Origin of the sequence: Paenochrobactrum glaciei (assembly GCF_039522165.1) — a bacterium.
GTDB classification, from domain to species: Bacteria; Pseudomonadota; Alphaproteobacteria; order Rhizobiales; family Rhizobiaceae; genus Paenochrobactrum; species Paenochrobactrum glaciei.
Map to the genome: position 1 here is coordinate 58,362 of NZ_BAAADE010000001.1, position 19,547 is coordinate 77,908.

The window sequence follows — 19,547 nt, forward strand, 5'->3', positions numbered from 1 at the left end:
GCTGGGTTGGCTGTAGCGCAATATTGTTGACGCATTTTCAAGCGCAATCAATAATTTTGCAAGGTTCCGGCCGCTGCTGCCACCACTTTTGTGTTTTTTGCATCTTCCATTGCCTGAATGAAATTATCAGCCGTTTTTTCAAGTACCGAGAATGAACCGTAATGCGCAGGCAAAACAGTTTCAAATGACATAAAGCGCTGACAAGCCAAAGCCGCTACTGCACTGCCCATCGTAAAACGATCACCAATCGGCACAATGCCGATTTCCGGCTGATGCAATTCATTGATCAGCGCCATATCGGAGAAAATATCAGTGTCGCCCATATGATAGAGTGTCGGCTCATCCTCAAAATGGAAAACCAGACCATTGGCATTACCCAATGAATGCGACACACCATCCTGCGTGATTGTGGCTGATGAATGCAGTGCATTGACGAAAGTCATGCTGAAATCATCGTTGAAAATAGTACCGCCGGTATTGCCCGGATCGGTCTTTTCAACACCTTGATGCGCAAGCCATGCCGCCAAATCGGCATTGGCCAGCACCACAGCGCCCTGTTCTTTGGCGATTTGCACCGTGTCGCCGATATGATCCCCATGACCATGGGTCAGCGCGATATGGGTTACACCCTGGACAGCTTGTTTCAGATCAACATCTTTGAAACCCGGATTGCCGGTCAAAAACGGATCAATCAAAATAACACTTTTGCCAGTCTCAACCCGAAACGCCGCATGTCCAAGCCAGGTGATTTTCATTCACTTACCCTCAAATTTTATCTACGCGCAGTTATGACGCGATCTAAAATAACATCAACCCCTGAAAAGGGATTATGAAAAATGACCATGATCAATGGCATTTTTATTAAATATAGTTCCGCTTTATCATTTTTATGGCATAGAGGCACAACAAAGCCCGCATTTGATAAAGGTTAAGACACTTGGCAATCTTAGAAATCACCGAACTGCCCGACTTTCTGCAATCAAATCAAGCAACTGGCAAAACCATTGCCGGTCTTGATCTGGGCACCAAAACCATCGGGCTGGCGATTTCAGATTTAGGTCTTTCTTTTGCCAATCCGCGCCCTGTTATCAAGCGGGTAAAATTTACAATTGATGCCCAAACGCTCATTAAACAGTTGGCTGATGAAAAGGCCTGCGCCATTATCATTGGATTGCCGATGAATATGGACGGAACTGCGGGTCCGCGCGTACAAGCAACCAAAGCTTTTGTGCGCACCATGCAGCCTTTAACCGATATTCCGTTTGTATTCTGGGATGAACGCCTTTCGACCGTTGCCGCAGAGCGTGCACTGATCGGTATGGATGTTTCCCGTCAAAAGCGGGCAGAACGCATTGATTCTGCCGCTGCTGCTTTCATCTTACAAGGGGCGCTTGACCGCCTGAATATGCTGCGTCGCCAACTAGACAGCGAATTATAATCGCCATTATTGCAATGGTGGATATAGCGTATCGATAATGCGCTTGGCATTATGGCGTGCATCCAGCATGCCATAAGTGGTGCGCCATTGACCGCCAAGGCGGGTTTCGATGAAGGCATCAGCCACATGATCGGCACCTTGATGGCGAAGCTCCGCCGCTGCCGCAGCAAAGGCCAGCTGCTCGGTCAGCAATCGGGCAGCGCCCTCATCTGAATTGGTCAGCTGCATGGCAGCGCGCAGCACATTGATCGTACCCTGCCCGTTGCGCCCCAACTGATGGCCGATCCAATCCAGCACTTCATCAAAAAGTTTCGGCGCTTTGGCAAGTACACGCGCTACATCCAGCGCCATGACATTACCTGAGCCTTCCCATATCGCATTAAACGGCGCTTCACGATAAAGACGCGGCAGATTGCTTTCCTCCACATAGGCATTGCCGCCTAATGCTTCCATCGCTTCATAAAGCAATGATGGCGCAATTTTAGCGACCCAATATTTAACCACCGGCGTCATCGCGCTGGCAAATGATGCCTCCATACGATCATTGGCTGCCATATCAAAAGCACGCGCCAACCGCATGGAAAGAGCTGTGGCAGCCGCCACATCAAGCGCCATATCCGCAAGAACACGCTGCATCAGCGGCTTATTGATTAAAGCTTCGCCATTAACATGACGCATCCGCGCATGGTGCACGGCCTCTGCAAGCCCTGCATGCATCAGACCTGCGGAAGCCACAGCACAATCAAGCCGTGTGAGCGTCACCATATCAGTGATGGTTTTAATACCCTCGCCGGCTTTCCCCACCAGATGCACATGCGCATTGTCAAACTCGACTTCCGCAGTTGCATTGGAACGATTGCCAAGTTTGTCTTTCAGGCGCTGAAACGCAAAGCCATTTAGCGAACCATCAGCCAGCACACGCGGTGCTAAAAAGCAGCTTAGACCTTCCGGCAATTGCGCCAGCACCAAAAACGCATCGGACATTGGCGATGACAGAAACCATTTATGGCCATTCAATAAATAGCTATTATTATCAAAGCCTACGGCCTCACTGTTAAGACCATTTAAATCTGTTCCGCCCTGCTTTTCGGTCATACCGAGCCCAAGGGTGATGCCGTTTTTATGGGCTGCGGCTCTGTGTGACTGATCGTATTTGCGGCTCATAATCCGCGGCAGCCACTCTTTATAAAGATCAGAGGATGACATGAGAGCGGCAAGCGACGCATTGGTCATGGTCAGTGCATTAAGGTGCCCTGCCTCCAGTTGCGCAGTCAGATAAAAACGAGCCGCGCGGGTCTGGTGACGGCGCCCTGCCTCCGTTGCCCCATCTTCCCAGACCGAGCAATGCAAACCATTGGCAACCGAGCGGCGCATTAAAGCATGATAGGCCGGATGATATTCCACCTGATCGAGACGATGCCCCTGACGATCATGTGTTTTCAGTCGTGGCACTTCACTATTGGCCAGTCGCGCCAGTTCCTGCGCTTCGGGCGACAAAACATAGCGACCAATCTGTTCCAGCTCACGTTGCAGATTTTCAGGAAAACCACCCGCAATTTTCATCATTAGCGGATCGCTGGTATAAGCGTTATTTCCGGTCAGCGGTGCTGTCTGATTGATTACTTTATGAGGTTTCAAAACTATCATCCGTTTACGAAAGCGATGAAATGCCGTTTAACCCGCGTAACAAATCATCATATGGCATCACTTTTTAATCTGCTATGATGCCTGTCAAATGCTAATAATATGCAACCAGATGCCTGTCACATGCAGCATTTGTTGTTTTTTGAGCGAATTCAGGCAGTTTTTCTGACTAAAATGGTCAAAAAACACCCATTCAAAACACTATCCACAGAATCGTATCAGCGTTAAATCCTGTAAAAACCATCAGCTGCTACATTAGAGAAAACTGTTATTAATTTTATAAAAACGGTTAACAAATGCTCTTAAAATACGCTTTTTAGCGCTTTGGAACGGCCGGTTTAACTATCAATCTTAAGATTTCCACAATTCAGGAATAATCTAAAAACCCACCGTCTCTGGGTTTTTTAAAAATTGGGAACTATTCCGTTAACCTTCTATTTAAAGTTTTTGGCAATGCGCGATTGCGCTATTTCCTTCAACTTCGCAAGCCGGTACTATGCAAGATGGCGGAATAAGTATGGCGCGCGTTTGTCGTGCCGACTGTCACAGAGTTTTTGAGTACGAGGTAAAAGAGCGATGGCAACATCTACCAAAGCACAGAAGATCGACATGGAAGTCGAAGCAGCGCTGGAAAAAGCGCTGGATATCGATTTTAACGACGGTCTCGATCTGGATATGGATCTGGCCGCCATTGATGACGAGATCTCATTGGATGATCTGGAGTTGCAGATTTCGCGCGCGGCAGAAGAATTAGCCAGCGAGCAAAATGCTTCCCTCTTGGCAAGCCGTAAAGAAGAGCCGGTCAGCGCAGCCGACACAAACAGTGTCGCGGCGTCTGATGTTGCTGTTGTTGCAGCACCACCTGCCCCGCCTTCACCGCCAACTGTCAAAGCCGCCAACTCTGAGCCTAAAAATACCGCTGATGCTGAGCTTGTTACCTCGCAAGCTTCCGCTGTCAGCTCCTCACCTCGCGCCTCCGCACTCAAACCTGCCAATGACGACCTGCGCGGCGATGGCATGTTTACCGCGCGTCGTGCGACTGAGCGCTCTTCAAAGATTTTCTGGACAACCACTGCTGTCAGCACTTTGTGGGCTGCCGGTGGCGTCATGCTCGCCCGCTCACTCAATGGCGGCTTCCCGTCACTGCAATCAGTTGGTGAATTCCTCGGCACACCTGCAGGCCTCGGCATTGCAACCGGTGTTGCTGTACCTGTTGTGATGTTCTGGGGCTTTGCCCAGCTCATCCGCCGTGCGCAAGAAATGCAATCTGCTGCACGTCGTATGACCGAAGCTGCCCTTCGTCTGGCTGAGCCGGACAATATGGCAGGTGATCGCGTTTCCAATCTTGGCCAGGCGGTTCGCCGTGAAGTGGCTGCGATGAATGAAGGCATTGAACGCACCCTTGCACGCGCTGTTGAACTTGAAACACTGGTTCAGTCAGAGGTGAACGAGTTGGAACGCGCTTATACGGATAATGAAGTGCGCATCCGCTCCCTCGTTGGCGAGCTTAACAATGAGCGTGAAGCCGTTGTCAGCCATGCAGAACGTGTGCGTTCTTCTATCAGCGGTGCACATGAACAGCTCAAAGAAGAGCTGACAAGTGCAACAACTATTATTCGTGACAATGTTCTGGCTGCATCCGAACAGCTGAACTCTGTTCTGACTGATACAGGTGACCGCCTCATCAGCGGCATCCGTGAAGGCGGCAGTGCCATCACCGAAGCCATTGAAACCAAAACCGGCACCATTGCCGCTGGCATTACCACATCCGGTCAGGCTTTTGCGGAAATCCTTGATTCACGCATCACCGCGATCGATGAACAGTCACGCAGCATTTCAGAAAAACTGACCGAAGCGCTGGATACACGTACAAGCGGTATTGCTACCCTGCTTGGCGATGCAACCCAGACCATGGTCAGTGAATTTGATACACGTCTGACCAATCTCGACACCACATTGACCGAACGCGGTGCCTCGCTTGTCAGCGAATTTGAAAACCGTGCCCATGCACTGGATGCCAGCACTGAAAAACTCAATGCGGCACTGGAAGCCCGTTCACGCCAGATCAATGAAAACCTCATTGCCCGTACCCGTGAAATTGCGGACACGTTCTCTGGTGGTCGCGCATCGATCAGCACGATCATTGACGAAACCAAATCGAAGATCGGCGACGATCTCAACAGCATCACCCATGGTGTTGGTACATTGCTGAGCGAAAAAGCTGCCGCATTTGCTGGTCAGTTGGCTGAAAGCCGTGATGCCTTTACCAATTCACTGAGCAGTGAAGCAGACCGTGTGGCCGCTGCCATTCAGGATCATGCCAATTCGCTGGCGCAGCACAGCGTTAATATTGAGCAGGTTGTTGCTCAAAACGCGCATATGCTGAGTGATGCCTCGCAGAACCACGCTGCTATTCTTGAGCAGCGCACCAGTGAACTGCGTCAGGCTATGGAACAAAACCATGCCCTGCTCGGTCAGAATTTTGAAGAGCATATCCATGCTCTTGATCAGCGCATGTCTGCAATCCAGAGCTCGCTGGAAGGCAACCAGAACCTGCTCGCGCAGACTTTGGATGAACGCACTCAGCTTCTCAATGCAGCCCTCACTGAAAAGCGCGAAAGCTTAAGCAATGCGCTGGACGAACGTGTTGCGTCCATTCGCGGCTCGATCCATGAAGGTCAGGCCGAACTGGCACATATGCTTGACGAGCGTAACAATGCCATGGGCTTGATCATGCATGAAAGCAAAGCGGCATGGAGTGCCGGTTTTGAAGCCCATGCCCGTCAGCTTGACGAACGTGTAGGCATGATGGCACAGGCTCTGAGCACCAACACCTCCGCTTTGGCGCAGATTTTGGAAAACCACGAGCGCAGCATCGAAGGCGGCTCACAGCGCCTGCACTCTTCGATCAATGAAGCATCTGTTTCACTTACCCAGTCGCTTGATGGTTATCATGAAGCCATTCATAACCGTGCATCCGGGCTTCAGTCTGCCATTGAAAACAGCAATGCGCTGATCAATTCAGCGTTTGACGGCCAGTCCGGCATCATCACTGAACGCACCCAGACTATGGAAAAAGCGCTCGCTATGGGCGTTGACAATGTTCGCCGTTCGCTTGAACAAAGCGCTGGCGTTGTTGCCAACACATTGCGTGAGAAAATCGTTGAAGCTGCCAGCAGCCTGTCACAGGAAGCAGCTAAAGCCGGTGACACCCTTGATGGCTTTGGCGCACAGTTCAGCGCCCGTCTCATCGACACTATGGGCGGCACCGAACAGCGTCTTGATGCACGTGCAACGGAAGTTGCTGCAAGCTTGCATGACATTGAAAACCGTCTGACCGGTGGCCTGTCGGCAATCGAAGCACGCATTGCTGACACTGCATTCAAAACCACGGATACGCTGGCCAGCCACAGCGATGCATTTGCAACCCGTATCGAAGATAACCTCTCCGGCACAGAAGCACGTCTCAATGAACGCGCCGATGCAATTGCTACCCGCCTTGGCGACATTGGCTCGCAGATCACTGTGGAGCTTGGTTCCGTTGAAGCCCGCATTGCGCAGGTAACCGACACAACAGCTGTCACGCTTGAAGAACGCACCCGTGAACTCAATGCAGTTCTGGCGGCTCGCTCGCTCGAAATCACCAATATTCTGGCAGACACCGCCGAGCCTCTGGTTCAGCGTCTGGCAGATAGCGGCCGTGGCCTTGCAACACAGCTTGAAGAAGCAACCCATGCTGCAACCGACAGATTGCGCGCTGAAAATGCGGCACTCGTCAACGCACTGGCCAACCGTACCGCTGATACAATTGCAGCTGTTCAGGAAGCCAAATCCGGTCTCTCTGAAGGTGTCAGCGATCTGATTGATCGCCTGTCCGCATCCAACAACCAGTTGGGTCAGCTGATTGATACCGCAACCCGCAATTTGAGCGATGTTGATACCAAGCTGGTTGAGTCGACTTCAAACTTTGCCCGCAATACCCATCGTGCAGCAGAAATGTTCCACACTTCCACCAAGCTGATCGACAACAATCTCGGTCACTTGCGTGAATTGTCCGGCAACACCTTGCAGCAGATTGGCGATATTGCCGGTCGCTTTGAAGCGCATAGCCAAGTTCTGGCTTCCGCATCCGAGATGATCAACTCGGCTCAAAACGGCCTGAGCAGCACCTTGACTGAACGTCAGGAAGCACTGGATAAACTGGCAAACGGCCTCGTTGCCAAGTCAGAATCCATCCAGCACTTGATGCAGTCCTTTGAGCAGCTCGTCAGCGGCAGCTTTGAGCGCGCTGAAGGTCAGACCCGTACATCGGCTGAAAACCTGCGTGACAGCGTTGCAAGCCTCGTTGAAGAAGCTGCACAGAAGTTTGCTTCTGCAACCGACGAAATCCGCCGTACAGCCACTGAAATCCGTTCTGAACTGAATGAAACCCGTGGTGAATTGCAGCGCGGTGTGCTGGATATGCCTGAACAGGCAAAAGAATCCACCACTGCAATGCGTAAGGCGGTTTCCGAGCAGATCAACGCGCTGAAAGAGCTGGCACAGATCGTCAACAAATCCGGCCGTCTGGTGGATGTTGGTGATGAACAGGCAGACCGCAGCCAGGCACGCGCACCACGCCCTGCCATTCCTGCAGCCAGCAATCTGGCCTATCAGGAAGCAGCACCGGTTGCCCGTAGTGAAGAACGCGTCGTAGCGGCTCCACAGCCAAGCCTCGCTGCCAAACCTGCTCAGCAGGCCGGTGAGAAGCCACGCGGTTGGGTATCCGACCTTCTGGCTCGTGCATCGCGTGATGACGACAAGCCGGCTGCACAGCCTGCACCAGAACAGCGTTCATCGCAGAATTCAGAATCGCTGAATTCGCTGTCTATGGATATTGCCCGTGCAATCGATCATGAAGCTGCCGTTGACCTGTGGACACGTTATCGCCGTGGTGAGCGCAATATCTTCTCGCGTCGTCTCTACACCGCCAAGGGTGAGCAGACATTTAACGAGATCAAGCGCAAATACGAAAGCGAAGCCGAGTTCCGCCGTGCGGTTGACCGCTACATGAATGACTTCCAGCGCTTGCTTGAAGATGTAGCACGCAGCGACCGTGACCAGATGGTGACTCAGTCTTATCTGACTTCAGACACCGGCAAGGTCTACACTATGCTTGCCCATGCAAGTGGCCGTCTGCGCTAAGCATCAGCCGTTAAAAGCAATCAAAGGGATCACAGCAATGTGATCCCTTTTTTATTTTCAAGAAACAGCTTTTATTACAATCAAATCAACCGTGTATTTTAGCATCCTCATACTTTAATTTAATTGCTAAAAAAGAAATCCGGCTTTAAATTTTAAAAGCGATTGCAATCCGTTCCGGAATTGCCGATCTAATCTGTATAAATAAAATATGCCCCAGACTTAGCCCTTTCAGCCTTGCTTGGGATTTCAATTTTTGTGTCAGCACTATCGTGCACATCATGCTTTCATTGATGGCACCCGGAAAAGTACCGGAAGGTTTCGAATGCTTGAAAAACGTATCCGCAATCAATCATTAATGAGCAAAATTGTTTCGGCGCATGAAGCAGCCAGCCTGATTAAAGATGGCATGATTATCGGCATGAGCGGTTTTACCCGTGCCGGTGATGCCAAGGCTGTTCCGGTTGCGATGGCAGAGATTGCCAAAACCGACCCGTTTAAAATCACCCTGATCACCGGCGCTTCGCTTGGTCACGATGTCGATAAAATTTTAACGGAAGCAAAAATTCTGGAACGTCGTATGCCGTTTCAGGTCGATAGAACATTGCGTGCTGCCATCAATCGCGGCGAGGTGATGTTCATTGACCAGCACCTCTCCGAAACGGTTGAACAGCTCCGCTCCAACCAAATCGGCCCGATTGATTATGCTGTGGTTGAAGCGCTTGCTATTACAGAAGACGGCGCGATCATCCCGACCACATCCATCGGCAATTCGGCAAGCTTTGCAATTCTGGCTGAAAAGGTCATTGTTGAAATCAACCTCAACCATCCGCTTGAGCTGGAAGGTTTGCACGATATTTATATCCCGACCAAGCGTCCATCGCGCGAACCAATCGCCGTCATGGATTGCAATAGCCGTGTTGGTACACCTTATATTCCGATCCCGATTGAAAAGATCGCTGCCATTGTCATTACCAATGAATATGACAGTGCCTCAACAGTTGAGCCAGCGGATGACGAAACCTCAGCCATTGCCCAGCATTTGATCAAATTTCTGGAAGATGAAGTGCAAAAAGGAAGGCTCAATATGAGCCTCAATCCTTTACAGGCCGGCATCGGCAGCATTGCCAATGCGGTTCTTAAAGGCTTTGCGGAAAGCCCTTTCCATAACCTTCGCATGTATAGTGAAGTGTTGCAGGATTCTACCTTTGACCTTCTCGATTCGGGCAAGATGGATTTTGCCTCCGGCTCATCCATTACGCTGAGCCAGCCTTATGCCGAGCGCGTTTACACAAATCTCGATCGCTATCGCAACCGCCTGATCCTGCGCCCGCAGGAGATCAGCAACCATCCGGAAGTGATCCGTCGTCTTGGTATTATTGGTATTAATACCGCGCTGGAATTCGATATTTACGGCAACGTAAACTCCACCCATGTTGACGGCACCAATATGATGAACGGCATTGGTGGTTCGGGTGATTTTGCCCGTAACGCCTATATTTCCATTTTCGTCAGCAAGTCGATTGCCAAGAACGGTCAGATTTCATCCATCGTGCCGATGGTTACCCATGTTGACCATAATGAGCATGATGTGGACATTCTGGTGACCGAGCAGGGTCTGGCAGATTTGCGCGGCCTCGCCCCGCGTGAGCGTGCGCGCACTATTATTGATCACTGTGCGCATCCTGATTACCGTCCGCAACTCAATGATTATTATGACCGTGCCTGCGCCCGTGGTGGCCACACACCGCATCTTCTCGAAGAAGCGTTCTCATGGCATATTAATCGCCAGAAAACCGGCACTATGCGTCTGGACAGCGACAAAGGATAATAAAGCATGACAACAGAGCTTTATTTACTAACTGCCACCCTCGTACTGGCTATTGTCTATGTGCTGGCGCCTGCCAATTTTCGCACCCGCGAAACCGGCATTGATTACAATATGGGGCCACGTGACGAACAAGGCCCGCCGGTGGGGGTAATCACCTCCCGCCTCCAACGTGCCCAGAAAAACTTCTACGAAACATTGCCGCTTTTTATTGCGGCAGTGCTGATTGCGCATATTGCGGGCAAAACCGGCACATTGACACTGACAGGCGCATGGCTGTTTTTATTGGCGCGCATCGCCTATTTGCCGCTTTATGCCATCGGACAAGGGCCTTTTCGTAGCATAAGTTGGGGTTTATCGATGATTGGGCTATTACTGATACTTGTAGCAATCATCATCCCCTGATAAAGAACCCTCACCTTCGGGCAAAGTAAATTTAAGCATATTCGAAAGAACAAATATGTTCTGCAACGAATTTGCAGCATTTTAAACAGATGAATCGGGTGGCCAAGCTGTGCAAATAAGCAAAACAGCTCTGACTTTTTATTGTCGGCTATCCAATACTGCATAGCGGCCTTTTATCAAAAAGTCCGTCACGCAGCAGACTGCGCATGCACTGAAATGATTGAACCATCCTGAAACTCAACGATCAGAAGTTGTTTAGTATGAAGTACACGCTGTTTAAAACAGCTTTCGCTACATTTGTCGTGACACTGTTATCAGTGCTTGTGACATGGTTGGTGGCCGTCATCATCGGTAATCCGATCAGCATCACTGCGCTGACATTAAGCGCCGTTTTGCCGATTGCGACGGCATTTCCTTCGCTTTACATTCTGTTTTCAAAGTTTCAGAAACTCGCAGACCAGCATCAATTATTGGAAGTGGCACATGCCGAATTGCAGGCGCGCGCTAAAATTGACCATATGACCGGCCTACTTAATCGGGAATCCTTGTTCGAATCCATCAAAATTGCCCGCTCCCGCATTGAAACCGGTGCATTACTGATGCTTGATGCAGACCACTTCAAAGCCATCAATGATAATTTTGGCCATGCGACCGGTGACAGAGCGCTGAAACTCATTGCTTTTGCCATTGAAAATGTCACCCGCAAGGGAGATCTGGTTGGCCGTATTGGTGGCGAAGAATTTTGCGTTTTCCTGCCCAATGCCAGCGGCGATACCGCAAAACGTGTGGCTGAACGTATTCGCTCGGAAGTGGAAACCACACCATTTTACAATATTGATGGTACGCAATATCCGCTCACCATCAGCATTGGCGCAACCACTGCACCCAAGAACGAAACCAACTCACAAATCATGAGCCGTGCGGATCGCGGGCTTTATACGGCCAAGCAACGTGGCCGTAATTGTGTGATTTTTGTCAGCGAAACTAATCCAGAAACACAACTTGTCACTGAGATACACCAAAAAAGCGCTTAAATTATGCCTCGCCGTTAAACAAAGGCACTTCTTCCTCGCGCCAACCAGTCGCAGAAAAGCCCATGCGCTGATAAAGTTGCAGCGCTTTCGGACTATCCAGTGAACAGGTCTGTAATTTGATTTTTTGCGGTTCATGCAGCCATGCTGCACTCAATGCTTCATTGAGAAAGAAGCGCGAGAGACCTCGCCCGTGAAAATCGGCAATCAGCCCAAAATAAACCAGCTCGACATGTTCCGGCAGACCTTTTGTGCTGAGTTCACAAAAACCGGCCGGTGAGCCGTTCACGTAAAGCACATGGATTTCTGTGTCATCGCTGTGCACATATTCCGCTAGTTTTTCATCGCTTAAACCGGCTCTTGACCACCAATTATAGTCTTTGCCCACTTGCGCATAAAGATAACGGTAGAAATGCAATGGTATATCGCTTGCCCGCATCATCGCCAGTCTGACACCGGAGGGAACGGGGAGCGCATAATTCAAACGCTCCGCCAATTCCAGAAAAGTGATACGGGTTAGTACAGTCTTTTTATCAGTATCAGGCATCAGCCTCGCCAGTCGCTACAGGTGTATCATCCCGCCCGCCCCATTCACTCCATGAACCGTCATAAAGACGCAATTTTTCATGACCAAGTGAGGCAAGCGCAAAAAACAATGCTGCGGCCGTAACGCCGGAGCCGCAACTGGTTATCACAGGTTTACTGAGATCAATACCGGCTTTTTCGAAAAGGCGGCGCAACTCATCAAGAGGTTTCAGCTCGCCTTTTTCCGCAATTTCTGTCACCGGCACGTTACGCGCACCCGGCATATGGCCAGACCGCATACCAGCGCGCGGTTCAGCCTCTTTCGCAGTAAAGCGCCCTTTGCCGCGTGCGTCAGCAATCTGGCTTAATTTCTTGCCGACAACTTCCAGCATTTCGTCGAAAGTGACCACCGAATCTGCATCAAACTGAGGCTTGAACAGCGAGCCAGCGACTTTGGTTTTCTCAGCTGTCACCGGAAGACCCGCCTTTTTCCAGCCGTCAAAGCCACCATCAAGCACAAAGACATTCTTTGCGCCCATGATGCGGAACATCCACCAAACACGCGGTGCAGAGAAATACCCAAGCCCGTCATAAACCACAATTGTATCATGCGGTGTAATGCCGACAGCGCCCATATGATGGGCAAAAAGCTGTGGTGAAGGCAGTGAATGCGGCAAACCGGTTGAATGATCGGCGATCTCATCCTGATCGAAAAAGATTGCGCCCGGAATATGCGCTTCCTCAAACTCGGCTTTGCCATTGCGCCCTGTAGCCGGCAAATACCAGGATGCATCGACAATTCTGACACCGGGTGTCTTCAGGTTTTCTAATAACCAGTCACGTGATACAACAAAACGGCTCTTCTGCGTCATTCTGATCTCCCATGGTCCACGACCGGTTTTAAAACCTCAAACCGCTGCTGCATCACCAAAGCGAATGCGGAACCGGCGGTTTTCTTTGCCTTTATTCTCGACCTTGCCAATATGCAGTGCGCCAATCTCACTTGTCATTGAAACGTGCGTACCGCCACAAGGTTGCGAATCCAGTGAAGCATTTTCTCCAATTTCTACCAGCCGGATATGGCCGGTGCCAACAGGCGGACGAACATTTTTAGATTTCACCAGCCCCGGATTGGCAAGCAGCTCCTCATCGGTGATCCAATTGATGCGGATCGGATGATTGCCATTAATAAGCTCCATCATCTTCTCGGTGACAAGCTCTTTTGTGTAAAGCGCATCAGGAGAAGCAAAATCCACACGGCTTTCATCTTCGCCAACAGCCGCACCAGTAATAGGAAACGGGCAAACAATGGAAAGAATATGGCAGGCTGTGTGCATACGCATCAATTTCAAACGACGCTGCCAGTCAATTTCCATTGTCACCTTGTCACCAACCGTTACGCTTGGCGCACCTTCTGCCGGCTGATGCACAATTTCCGACTTATCAGCACCGGTAACGGTGGTTGCAATAGGAATAAGCACCTCATCACCACGCTTTAAAACGCCGCTATCACCCGGCTGACCGCCTGATGTGGCATAAAACACGGTCTGATCCAGAATAATGCCACCTGTTTCTGTCACAGCGACAACTTCTGCTTCTGCCTGCGTGAGATAGGCATCATCCAGAAAAAGCTTCTTCGTGTTATAGGTCATGGTACACTTTCATATGGAACTGATATGTCTGTCTTTGTTTCCAGCCATTGCGGAACGGGGAGATTTTTCTGTCGCAGAAAGGCCGGATTAAACAGTTTGGATTGATAACGGTTACCGTAATCACACAAGACGGTCACGATATGGTGGCCGGGCCCCATATCTTTGGCAAGCGCCATAGCACCGGCAATATTGATACCGCTGGAGCCGCCAAGGCATAAGCCTTCATGCTGCACCAGATCATAGAGTATCTCCAATGCCTGATGGTCGCTGATGCGATAAGCCATATCCGGTGTAAACCCTTCCAGATTACCGGTAATGCGCCCCTGCCCGATGCCCTCAGTGATGGAATCACCTTCCCCTTTCAACACCCCTTGCGTGTAATAGGAATATAGAGCCGCGCCATGCGGATCGGCCAGAGCCACTTTGATATTTTTATTCTTTGCTTTCAGCCCCATACCAATACCGGCCAGAGTACCGCCGGAACCAACAGCACTGACAAAACCGTCAACCTTGCCATTTGTATCCACCCAAATCTCTTCAGCCGTTGTTTCAATATGCGCCTGCCGGTTGATGATATTGTCAAACTGATTTGCCCAAACGGCACCAGCCGGCTCTGTTTGTGCTAATTGCTTGGCCACCCGCTCAGACATCCGCACATAATTATTCGGATTGGCATAAGGCGCGGCTGGCACTTCAATAAGTTCAGCGCCAAGCAAGCGCAAAGCATCTTTCTTTTCCGCCGATTGGGTTTCAGGAATAATGATAACGGTTCGATAGCCAAGCGCTTTGGCAACCATGGTAAGACCAATACCGGTATTTCCGGCAGTTCCTTCCACGATCACACCACCGGGGCGCAGGACACCGCGCTTCTCTGCATCTCTGATAATATAAAGAGCGGCGCGATCTTTCACCGACTGGCCGGGATTGAGAAACTCGGCCTTGCCCCAAATTTCACAGCCAGTGACTTCAGACGCTTTTTTCAAGCGGATCAAAGGCGTGTTGCCGATTGCATCAATCACCGACTGCATGGGATTTCCCTTCAAAATATAGCTTTAAACATAAGATTGAGAGGCCAAGCTAGGGGCAAGCCTAAAACAGTTCAAGCAAATTTGTTGCAGATTTAACGGTGTTTAAGCAAGGTTTTGCGGCTCAGCATAACAAAAAAGCCGCTATGTTTTTTACATAGCGGCTTTTGTTAGTTTTTCATTTTCAGCTAAGCTGATCAGGCAGCGCGACCACCACCATTTTGCGGGCGACGACTACGGCGATATGGCTTTTTAGCAGGCTGACCGGACGGGCCACGATTGCTGTTGCGCTGTTCGCCGCGGCTTTCACTACGATTGTCGCTGCGACCATCATTCGTCCAGATAGCATCACCGCGATCATCATGGTTGCGTTCAGCGCGGAATTTCGGACGCGATGAATTACGGTTACCGGCTTTTTGACCAGACGGCTTACCACGATTGCTGGCAGGACGATCAGCGATCTCCGGCTTATCAAGGCGCGGACGCTCTGGCATCGGGCCTTTAGGTGCCGGTGCATCTTTAATCGGCAGCTTGTTGCGGATTACGCGTTCCACTGCACGCAGCTTCTGATTTTCTGTGCCCGGATCATAAAGGGTGATCGATGCACCATCAGCGCCATTACGGCCGGTACGGCCAATGCGATGCACATAGGTTTCCGGCTCATCCGGCAGGTCATAATTGACCACATGGGTAATGCCCGGCACGTCGATACCGCGTGCAGCAATATCCGTTGCCACCAGAATACGGACAGTCCCATCACGGAAGCCGTTTAAAGCGCGCTGACGCGCGTTTTGTGACTTATTGCCATGGATGGCTGCTACATCATAACCATCGCGTTCCAGATGACGTGTGACGGCATCTGCACCATGTTTGGTACGGGTGAAAACAATCACTGTTTTCATGGCCGGATCGGTCAACAGGCCGGAAAGCGTGCGGCGTTTTTCTTTGGTTACAACCGGATGCACAATTTGTGTAATTTCTGCAGCGGTCGTGCCCTGCGGTGCGACTTCCACACGAACCGGATCACGCAGCAAAGTCTGTGCAAGGCTGGCGATTTCTTTTGGCATGGTTGCAGAGAACAATGCAGTCTGGCGGTTTTTATGGGTGCCTTTAGCAATGCGCTTTACGTCATTGATAAAGCCCATATCCAGCATACGGTCTGCTTCATCCAACACCAGCCAGCGGGTTTCCGACAGATCAATGCAGTTTTCACGCACCAAGTCAGTCAAACGACCCGGTGTTGCGATCAGCACATCTACGCCGCCCTGCATACGCTTGATCTGGGTCAGACGCGATACGCCACCCAGCACCAGTGCTGTTGAAATATGGGCGTTTTTGGAAACTGTGCGGATTGTCTGCTCAATCTGCACTGCCAATTCACGGGTTGGTGCCAGAATAAGTGCACGCGCGGTTTTACCCTTTCGCTTGTCACCAAGACCAATGATCTTTTCCAGGATCGGCAGACTGAAAGCAGCAGTTTTACCTGAGCCTGTCTGTGCAATACCCAGAATATCATGGCCTGCCAGCTGCGCCGGAATAGACTGCTGCTGGATTGGCTTTGGTTCGGTCATTCCGGCTGCTTCAACGCCTTTAAGCAAAACACCAGTAATGCCTAATGCAGCAAAGCTGCTTAAATCTTCATTCGACAATTTAATCTCTTTCAGCGGCAGGCATAAAAATATGCCACCGCATTCACGACATCAGGCGCAACCTGACATCAATCAGTTTTTTTCATGAAAACGACGAGGCGTGAAACGTTTTGTTCCCACGCGACTTGCGCTGTCGTGCCTGCGCATGTCCATGCACAGAACCCTCTCGCCACGAAAACCATTTCACGTGATCGGAGAGTCAGACGCAACAAAGTCCATCGTGGGAAAGCCGGATTTCAACCACCGGCCCAAGCGCCTTCGCTTCATATGGTACAGCTGGCAGAAAAAAGCAAATGAAAAGGCACAGTTTTTTATGAGCATTAAAAAAGGGCAGCATCGCTGCTGCCCTGTTCTTTTGTATCAGACCATCGCCAAACCATGTTTGCGCGCATGCACAATGTCTTTAAACAACGAGATAACGAGGAGTGCCAAAATTCCTGTCGAAATCATCGGCCAGATCAAAATATAAAGACTAAGCATATTCATGTTTTATCCTTTCGTTTGAAATTTTAACTTCTGGCAGGCGCCAGATTACCAGACATACCGGTGAGTTTTTCTTCTTCATGGAAAGCGGTCACACGTTTTGACAGAAGGCTAAAGTCAAAGCGTTCCTGACTGCGCAGGCTCAGTGCCACACAGACAACCGCACTGACGCCATAGGCTGTCAGCGAGCCGGTCAACACGATGTAATCACGTAAAAAACCATGAAATGCCGGTACAAAAAATAAGAACGCTGCTCCGCCAACGACAAAAGCAACTTCCTTACGGAAGAAGGCGAATGTCATCAGCCCCAACACCACAGCACCGCCGATCGCTGCACAAAACTCATAGAATGAAGCGACAAAACCGGTAATTGGCACCAATTCAAAACGCACAATAGTAAAGAGAATAACGGCACAGAAAACCGAAGTGGTGAAGGCAAAGTTGCTAACGCGGTTCCAGTAGAAACTGACGATCACCGGAAAGACAATGGCTCCCCAAAGCGCACCGACAAAAACCAGCATCACCAAAATATCAAAGCGCAGCGTTGCAAGAATAACGCCAAGCATGGTGGCAACGATCATCGTCACCCTGCCCCAACGCAGCATTTTGTTTGGATCCGGCTTACCTTTGGCAAGGTTTTTGCCATAGATATCGGTCATCACAATGGCCGACAGTGCACATAAATCCGCATCTGCTGTTGAGGATAGCGAACCGATCACCAAAATGAAAAACAACGCGATGCCAGCGGGTGGCAAATAGGCCGATGCCATTTGCGGAATGATATTGTTCATATCGCCATCAACCGGCACAATACCCGCAAACAAAGCCAGAAGTCCCAGCATTCCAAGACCAATAACCACTGCACCATAACCAATGGTAGCGGTTAAAAAAGTTGATTGGATCAAATCTTCACGCACCGCAAACAAACGCTGCGCAATGGTCTGATTACCAATGGCATAGGCAAGAACCGCAACGAAGTAAGGGGCACCCTGTTCCAAAATGGCGGTAGTTGAGAAGAAATTGGCCTGTTCAGGCGATAAACGATGCCAATTATCGGCGATCATATCCGAGCCACCGGCATTAAAATAAATCAGCGGAATAATAATAACAGCCGAGAGGATCATTGCGACCAATTGCGAAAAGTCGGTCATCACAGAAGCGCGAAAGCCTGACCACAAGGTGTATGATAAAACACCCAAACCTGCGATCAGCACACCTTGAATAAATGATAACGGGCTTAAAACTGAAACAAGTGCACCGGCCGCGGTAAAATTGACCATCAGGCTGATGGTACTGCCGATCAGATTTGAAATAGCCATAATCAACTGGCTGGAACGTCCGTGGCGGGCGTGGATCACCTCTGCCAGCGTGTGCGCCTGTGGGGCAAGTTTACGAAAACGTCTCCCGAAAGGATAGATGAATAAAATCATCAATGCGCCCCAGAAACCATAATGTATCGGTCCCGAAAGGCCATATTTATATCCCGAAGTGGCGCTTGCATAAAAAGATGCCGCCCATATCCAGGTTGCAATCATGCTGGCGGCGGATAATCCGAAACCAACAGCACTGTTGGAAACCATATAACCGTCAGCAGTTTCATTTTTTCTGCCGATCGTCAGCGACATTAAAAATGTCGCGCCATAAAACCCCAGCAATAATAAAATCGCTGTGGTCGTTGATAACTGGAAGAACTCAGTCTCCTGCATGCAATTATTTTCCTTCTTTTTGTTTTTTCGTACCCGCCCAAAGGCAAAGCATAAAAAAACACATGCCAATCCCGTCGCGTTTCTGCTCATCAAAGCAAAAACACGCTGAAACAGGCTTCAAAAGACGCCGAAAACAAATTCAGCCCGAGCAGAAGCAATGCCGCGATGAGCGACATTTAAAACGGGCAAAAAGCACATAACTCGCAACCATCAATGGTGGCTATGCCTTCAACGCTCAAAGAAAAACGCTACGGATAGAACATCCGTGTAAAAGGCTGCCACAAAGACGAGCTTATGTTCCTGACATATCCTTATGAGGAGCCATTATGTCAGGTTTGGGATATGCTTCGGCATATGAAGCCCGACCGCCTGAATGCAGCCGATAGAGACAATATAATGCAGCATAAGATGCGCGTGTCTCAGTAGTGATCCCAATGCAGCTAAAAGTTTTAAGCTACACACTACGATTCGACTTTATGTTTTTTTTGCGGCTAAGTCCACCCTGCAAACTCAACAAGTGGATAAATACGAATTTCAAAACAATATTCAAAAACAAAAATACCGCATAACCGATGTTAAAATCAGTATTATGCGGTATTTTAAAAATTGCTTAATTACTTAAGCTAGAAGCCAAGAATTACTTAGCCTTATTGTCTGCAACCGGTTCGCCTTTATTGCGAACATCAGCAATAGTGGTGCGCAATACTTTAATGCGTACACCTTCAGCAATCTCAACTTCCAGTTCACCATCATCGGAAACCTTGGTCACTTTACCAAGAATACCGCCACCGGTTACGACGCTGTCGCCGCGACGAATTGCAGATAGCTGTTCCTGACGCTTCTTCATCTGTGCGCGCTGAGGGCGGATGATGAGGAAGTACATAACAACAAAGATGAGAACGAACGGCAAAATGCTCATGAGCATATCAGGACCAAGCGGTGAACCTGCTGCTTGTGCGTAGGCCGGAGTGATGAACATG

At 49.9% G+C, this 19,547-nt stretch carries 15 protein-coding genes; 5 read left to right on the plus strand and 10 right to left on the minus strand.

The genetic code is table 11. The features are described from left to right. Window positions 1-47: 47 nt before the first annotated feature. On the minus strand, window positions 48-755 hold the full coding sequence (locus tag ABDZ76_RS00360; protein ID WP_343799942.1) for a metal-dependent hydrolase: 708 nt from the start codon (window positions 753-755) through the stop codon (window positions 48-50). Between the two features lie 182 nt (window positions 756-937). Between ABDZ76_RS00360 and ruvX the strand changes: the two genes are divergently transcribed. Next, window positions 938-1,438, plus strand: a complete 501-nt coding sequence (gene ruvX / locus ABDZ76_RS00365) for a Holliday junction resolvase RuvX (protein WP_343799944.1) — start codon at window positions 938-940, stop codon at window positions 1,436-1,438. Window positions 1,439-1,444: 6 nt separating this feature from the next. On the opposite strand, the gene ABDZ76_RS00370 is transcribed toward ruvX, so the two are convergent. Further along, on the minus strand, window positions 1,445-3,076 hold the full coding sequence (locus tag ABDZ76_RS00370) for an acyl-CoA dehydrogenase family protein (RefSeq protein WP_343799946.1): 1,632 nt from the start codon (window positions 3,074-3,076) through the stop codon (window positions 1,445-1,447). Window positions 3,077-3,658: 582 nt separating this feature from the next. Here ABDZ76_RS00370 and ABDZ76_RS00375 point away from each other — a divergent pair. The 4 genes from ABDZ76_RS00375 to ABDZ76_RS00390 all read left to right on the plus strand — a co-directional run bounded on the left by ABDZ76_RS00375 (window position 3,659) and on the right by ABDZ76_RS00390 (window position 11,530). Further along, the gene (locus ABDZ76_RS00375; protein WP_374844493.1) at window positions 3,659-8,266 is read left to right on the plus strand and encodes an apolipoprotein A-IV repeat region-like domain-containing protein; all 4,608 of its coding nucleotides are present in this window, start codon (window positions 3,659-3,661) and stop codon (window positions 8,264-8,266) included. Window positions 8,267-8,588: 322 nt separating this feature from the next. Beyond that, window positions 8,589-10,094 (plus strand): succinyl-CoA:acetate CoA-transferase ScpC, encoded by a 1,506-nt coding sequence (scpC, locus tag ABDZ76_RS00380; protein ID WP_343799948.1) that lies wholly within the window; start codon window positions 8,589-8,591, stop codon window positions 10,092-10,094. Between the two features lie 6 nt (window positions 10,095-10,100). Beyond that, complete coding sequence (locus ABDZ76_RS00385) at window positions 10,101-10,496, plus strand: MAPEG family protein (protein ID WP_343799950.1); 396 nt, start codon at window positions 10,101-10,103, stop codon at window positions 10,494-10,496. Window positions 10,497-10,756: 260 nt separating this feature from the next. Continuing rightward, on the plus strand, window positions 10,757-11,530 hold the full coding sequence (locus ABDZ76_RS00390) for a GGDEF domain-containing protein (RefSeq protein WP_343799952.1): 774 nt from the start codon (window positions 10,757-10,759) through the stop codon (window positions 11,528-11,530). Window position 11,531: 1 nt separating this feature from the next. Here the strand turns inward: ABDZ76_RS00390 and ABDZ76_RS00395 are convergent, their stop codons facing one another. The 8 genes from ABDZ76_RS00395 to yajC all read right to left on the minus strand — a co-directional run bounded on the left by ABDZ76_RS00395 (window position 11,532) and on the right by yajC (window position 19,546). Next, window positions 11,532-12,074 (minus strand): GNAT family N-acetyltransferase, encoded by a 543-nt coding sequence (locus ABDZ76_RS00395; protein ID WP_343799954.1) that lies wholly within the window; start codon window positions 12,072-12,074, stop codon window positions 11,532-11,534. Next, entirely contained in the window at window positions 12,067-12,924 is an 858-nt protein-coding gene (gene sseA, locus ABDZ76_RS00400) for a 3-mercaptopyruvate sulfurtransferase (protein WP_343799956.1), read from the minus strand. The genes ABDZ76_RS00395 and sseA overlap by 8 nt, the downstream gene beginning before the upstream one ends. A 36-nt stretch (window positions 12,925-12,960) precedes the next feature. Next, window positions 12,961-13,704, minus strand: a complete 744-nt coding sequence (locus ABDZ76_RS00405; protein WP_343799958.1) for an alanyl-tRNA editing protein — start codon at window positions 13,702-13,704, stop codon at window positions 12,961-12,963. Continuing rightward, window positions 13,701-14,732 (minus strand): cysteine synthase A, encoded by a 1,032-nt coding sequence (locus tag ABDZ76_RS00410; RefSeq protein WP_343799960.1) that lies wholly within the window; start codon window positions 14,730-14,732, stop codon window positions 13,701-13,703. Before ABDZ76_RS00410 ends, ABDZ76_RS00405 begins: the two co-directional genes overlap by 4 nt. 194 nt (window positions 14,733-14,926) lie before the next feature. Continuing rightward, complete coding sequence (locus ABDZ76_RS00415; RefSeq protein ID WP_374844540.1) at window positions 14,927-16,399, minus strand: DEAD/DEAH box helicase; 1,473 nt, start codon at window positions 16,397-16,399, stop codon at window positions 14,927-14,929. A 339-nt stretch (window positions 16,400-16,738) separates the two neighbouring features. Next, complete coding sequence (locus tag ABDZ76_RS00420) at window positions 16,739-16,864, minus strand: putative transporter small subunit (protein ID WP_343799964.1); 126 nt, start codon at window positions 16,862-16,864, stop codon at window positions 16,739-16,741. A 23-nt stretch (window positions 16,865-16,887) separates the two neighbouring features. Then, complete coding sequence (locus ABDZ76_RS00425; protein WP_343799966.1) at window positions 16,888-18,567, minus strand: sodium:solute symporter family protein; 1,680 nt, start codon at window positions 18,565-18,567, stop codon at window positions 16,888-16,890. 637 nt (window positions 18,568-19,204) lie between these two features. Continuing rightward, window positions 19,205-19,546 carry a preprotein translocase subunit YajC gene (yajC, locus tag ABDZ76_RS00430; RefSeq protein ID WP_343799968.1) on the minus strand — a complete coding sequence of 114 codons (342 nt, stop codon included), beginning with the start codon at window positions 19,544-19,546 and terminating at the stop codon, window positions 19,205-19,207. Window position 19,547 lies beyond the last annotated feature (1 nt).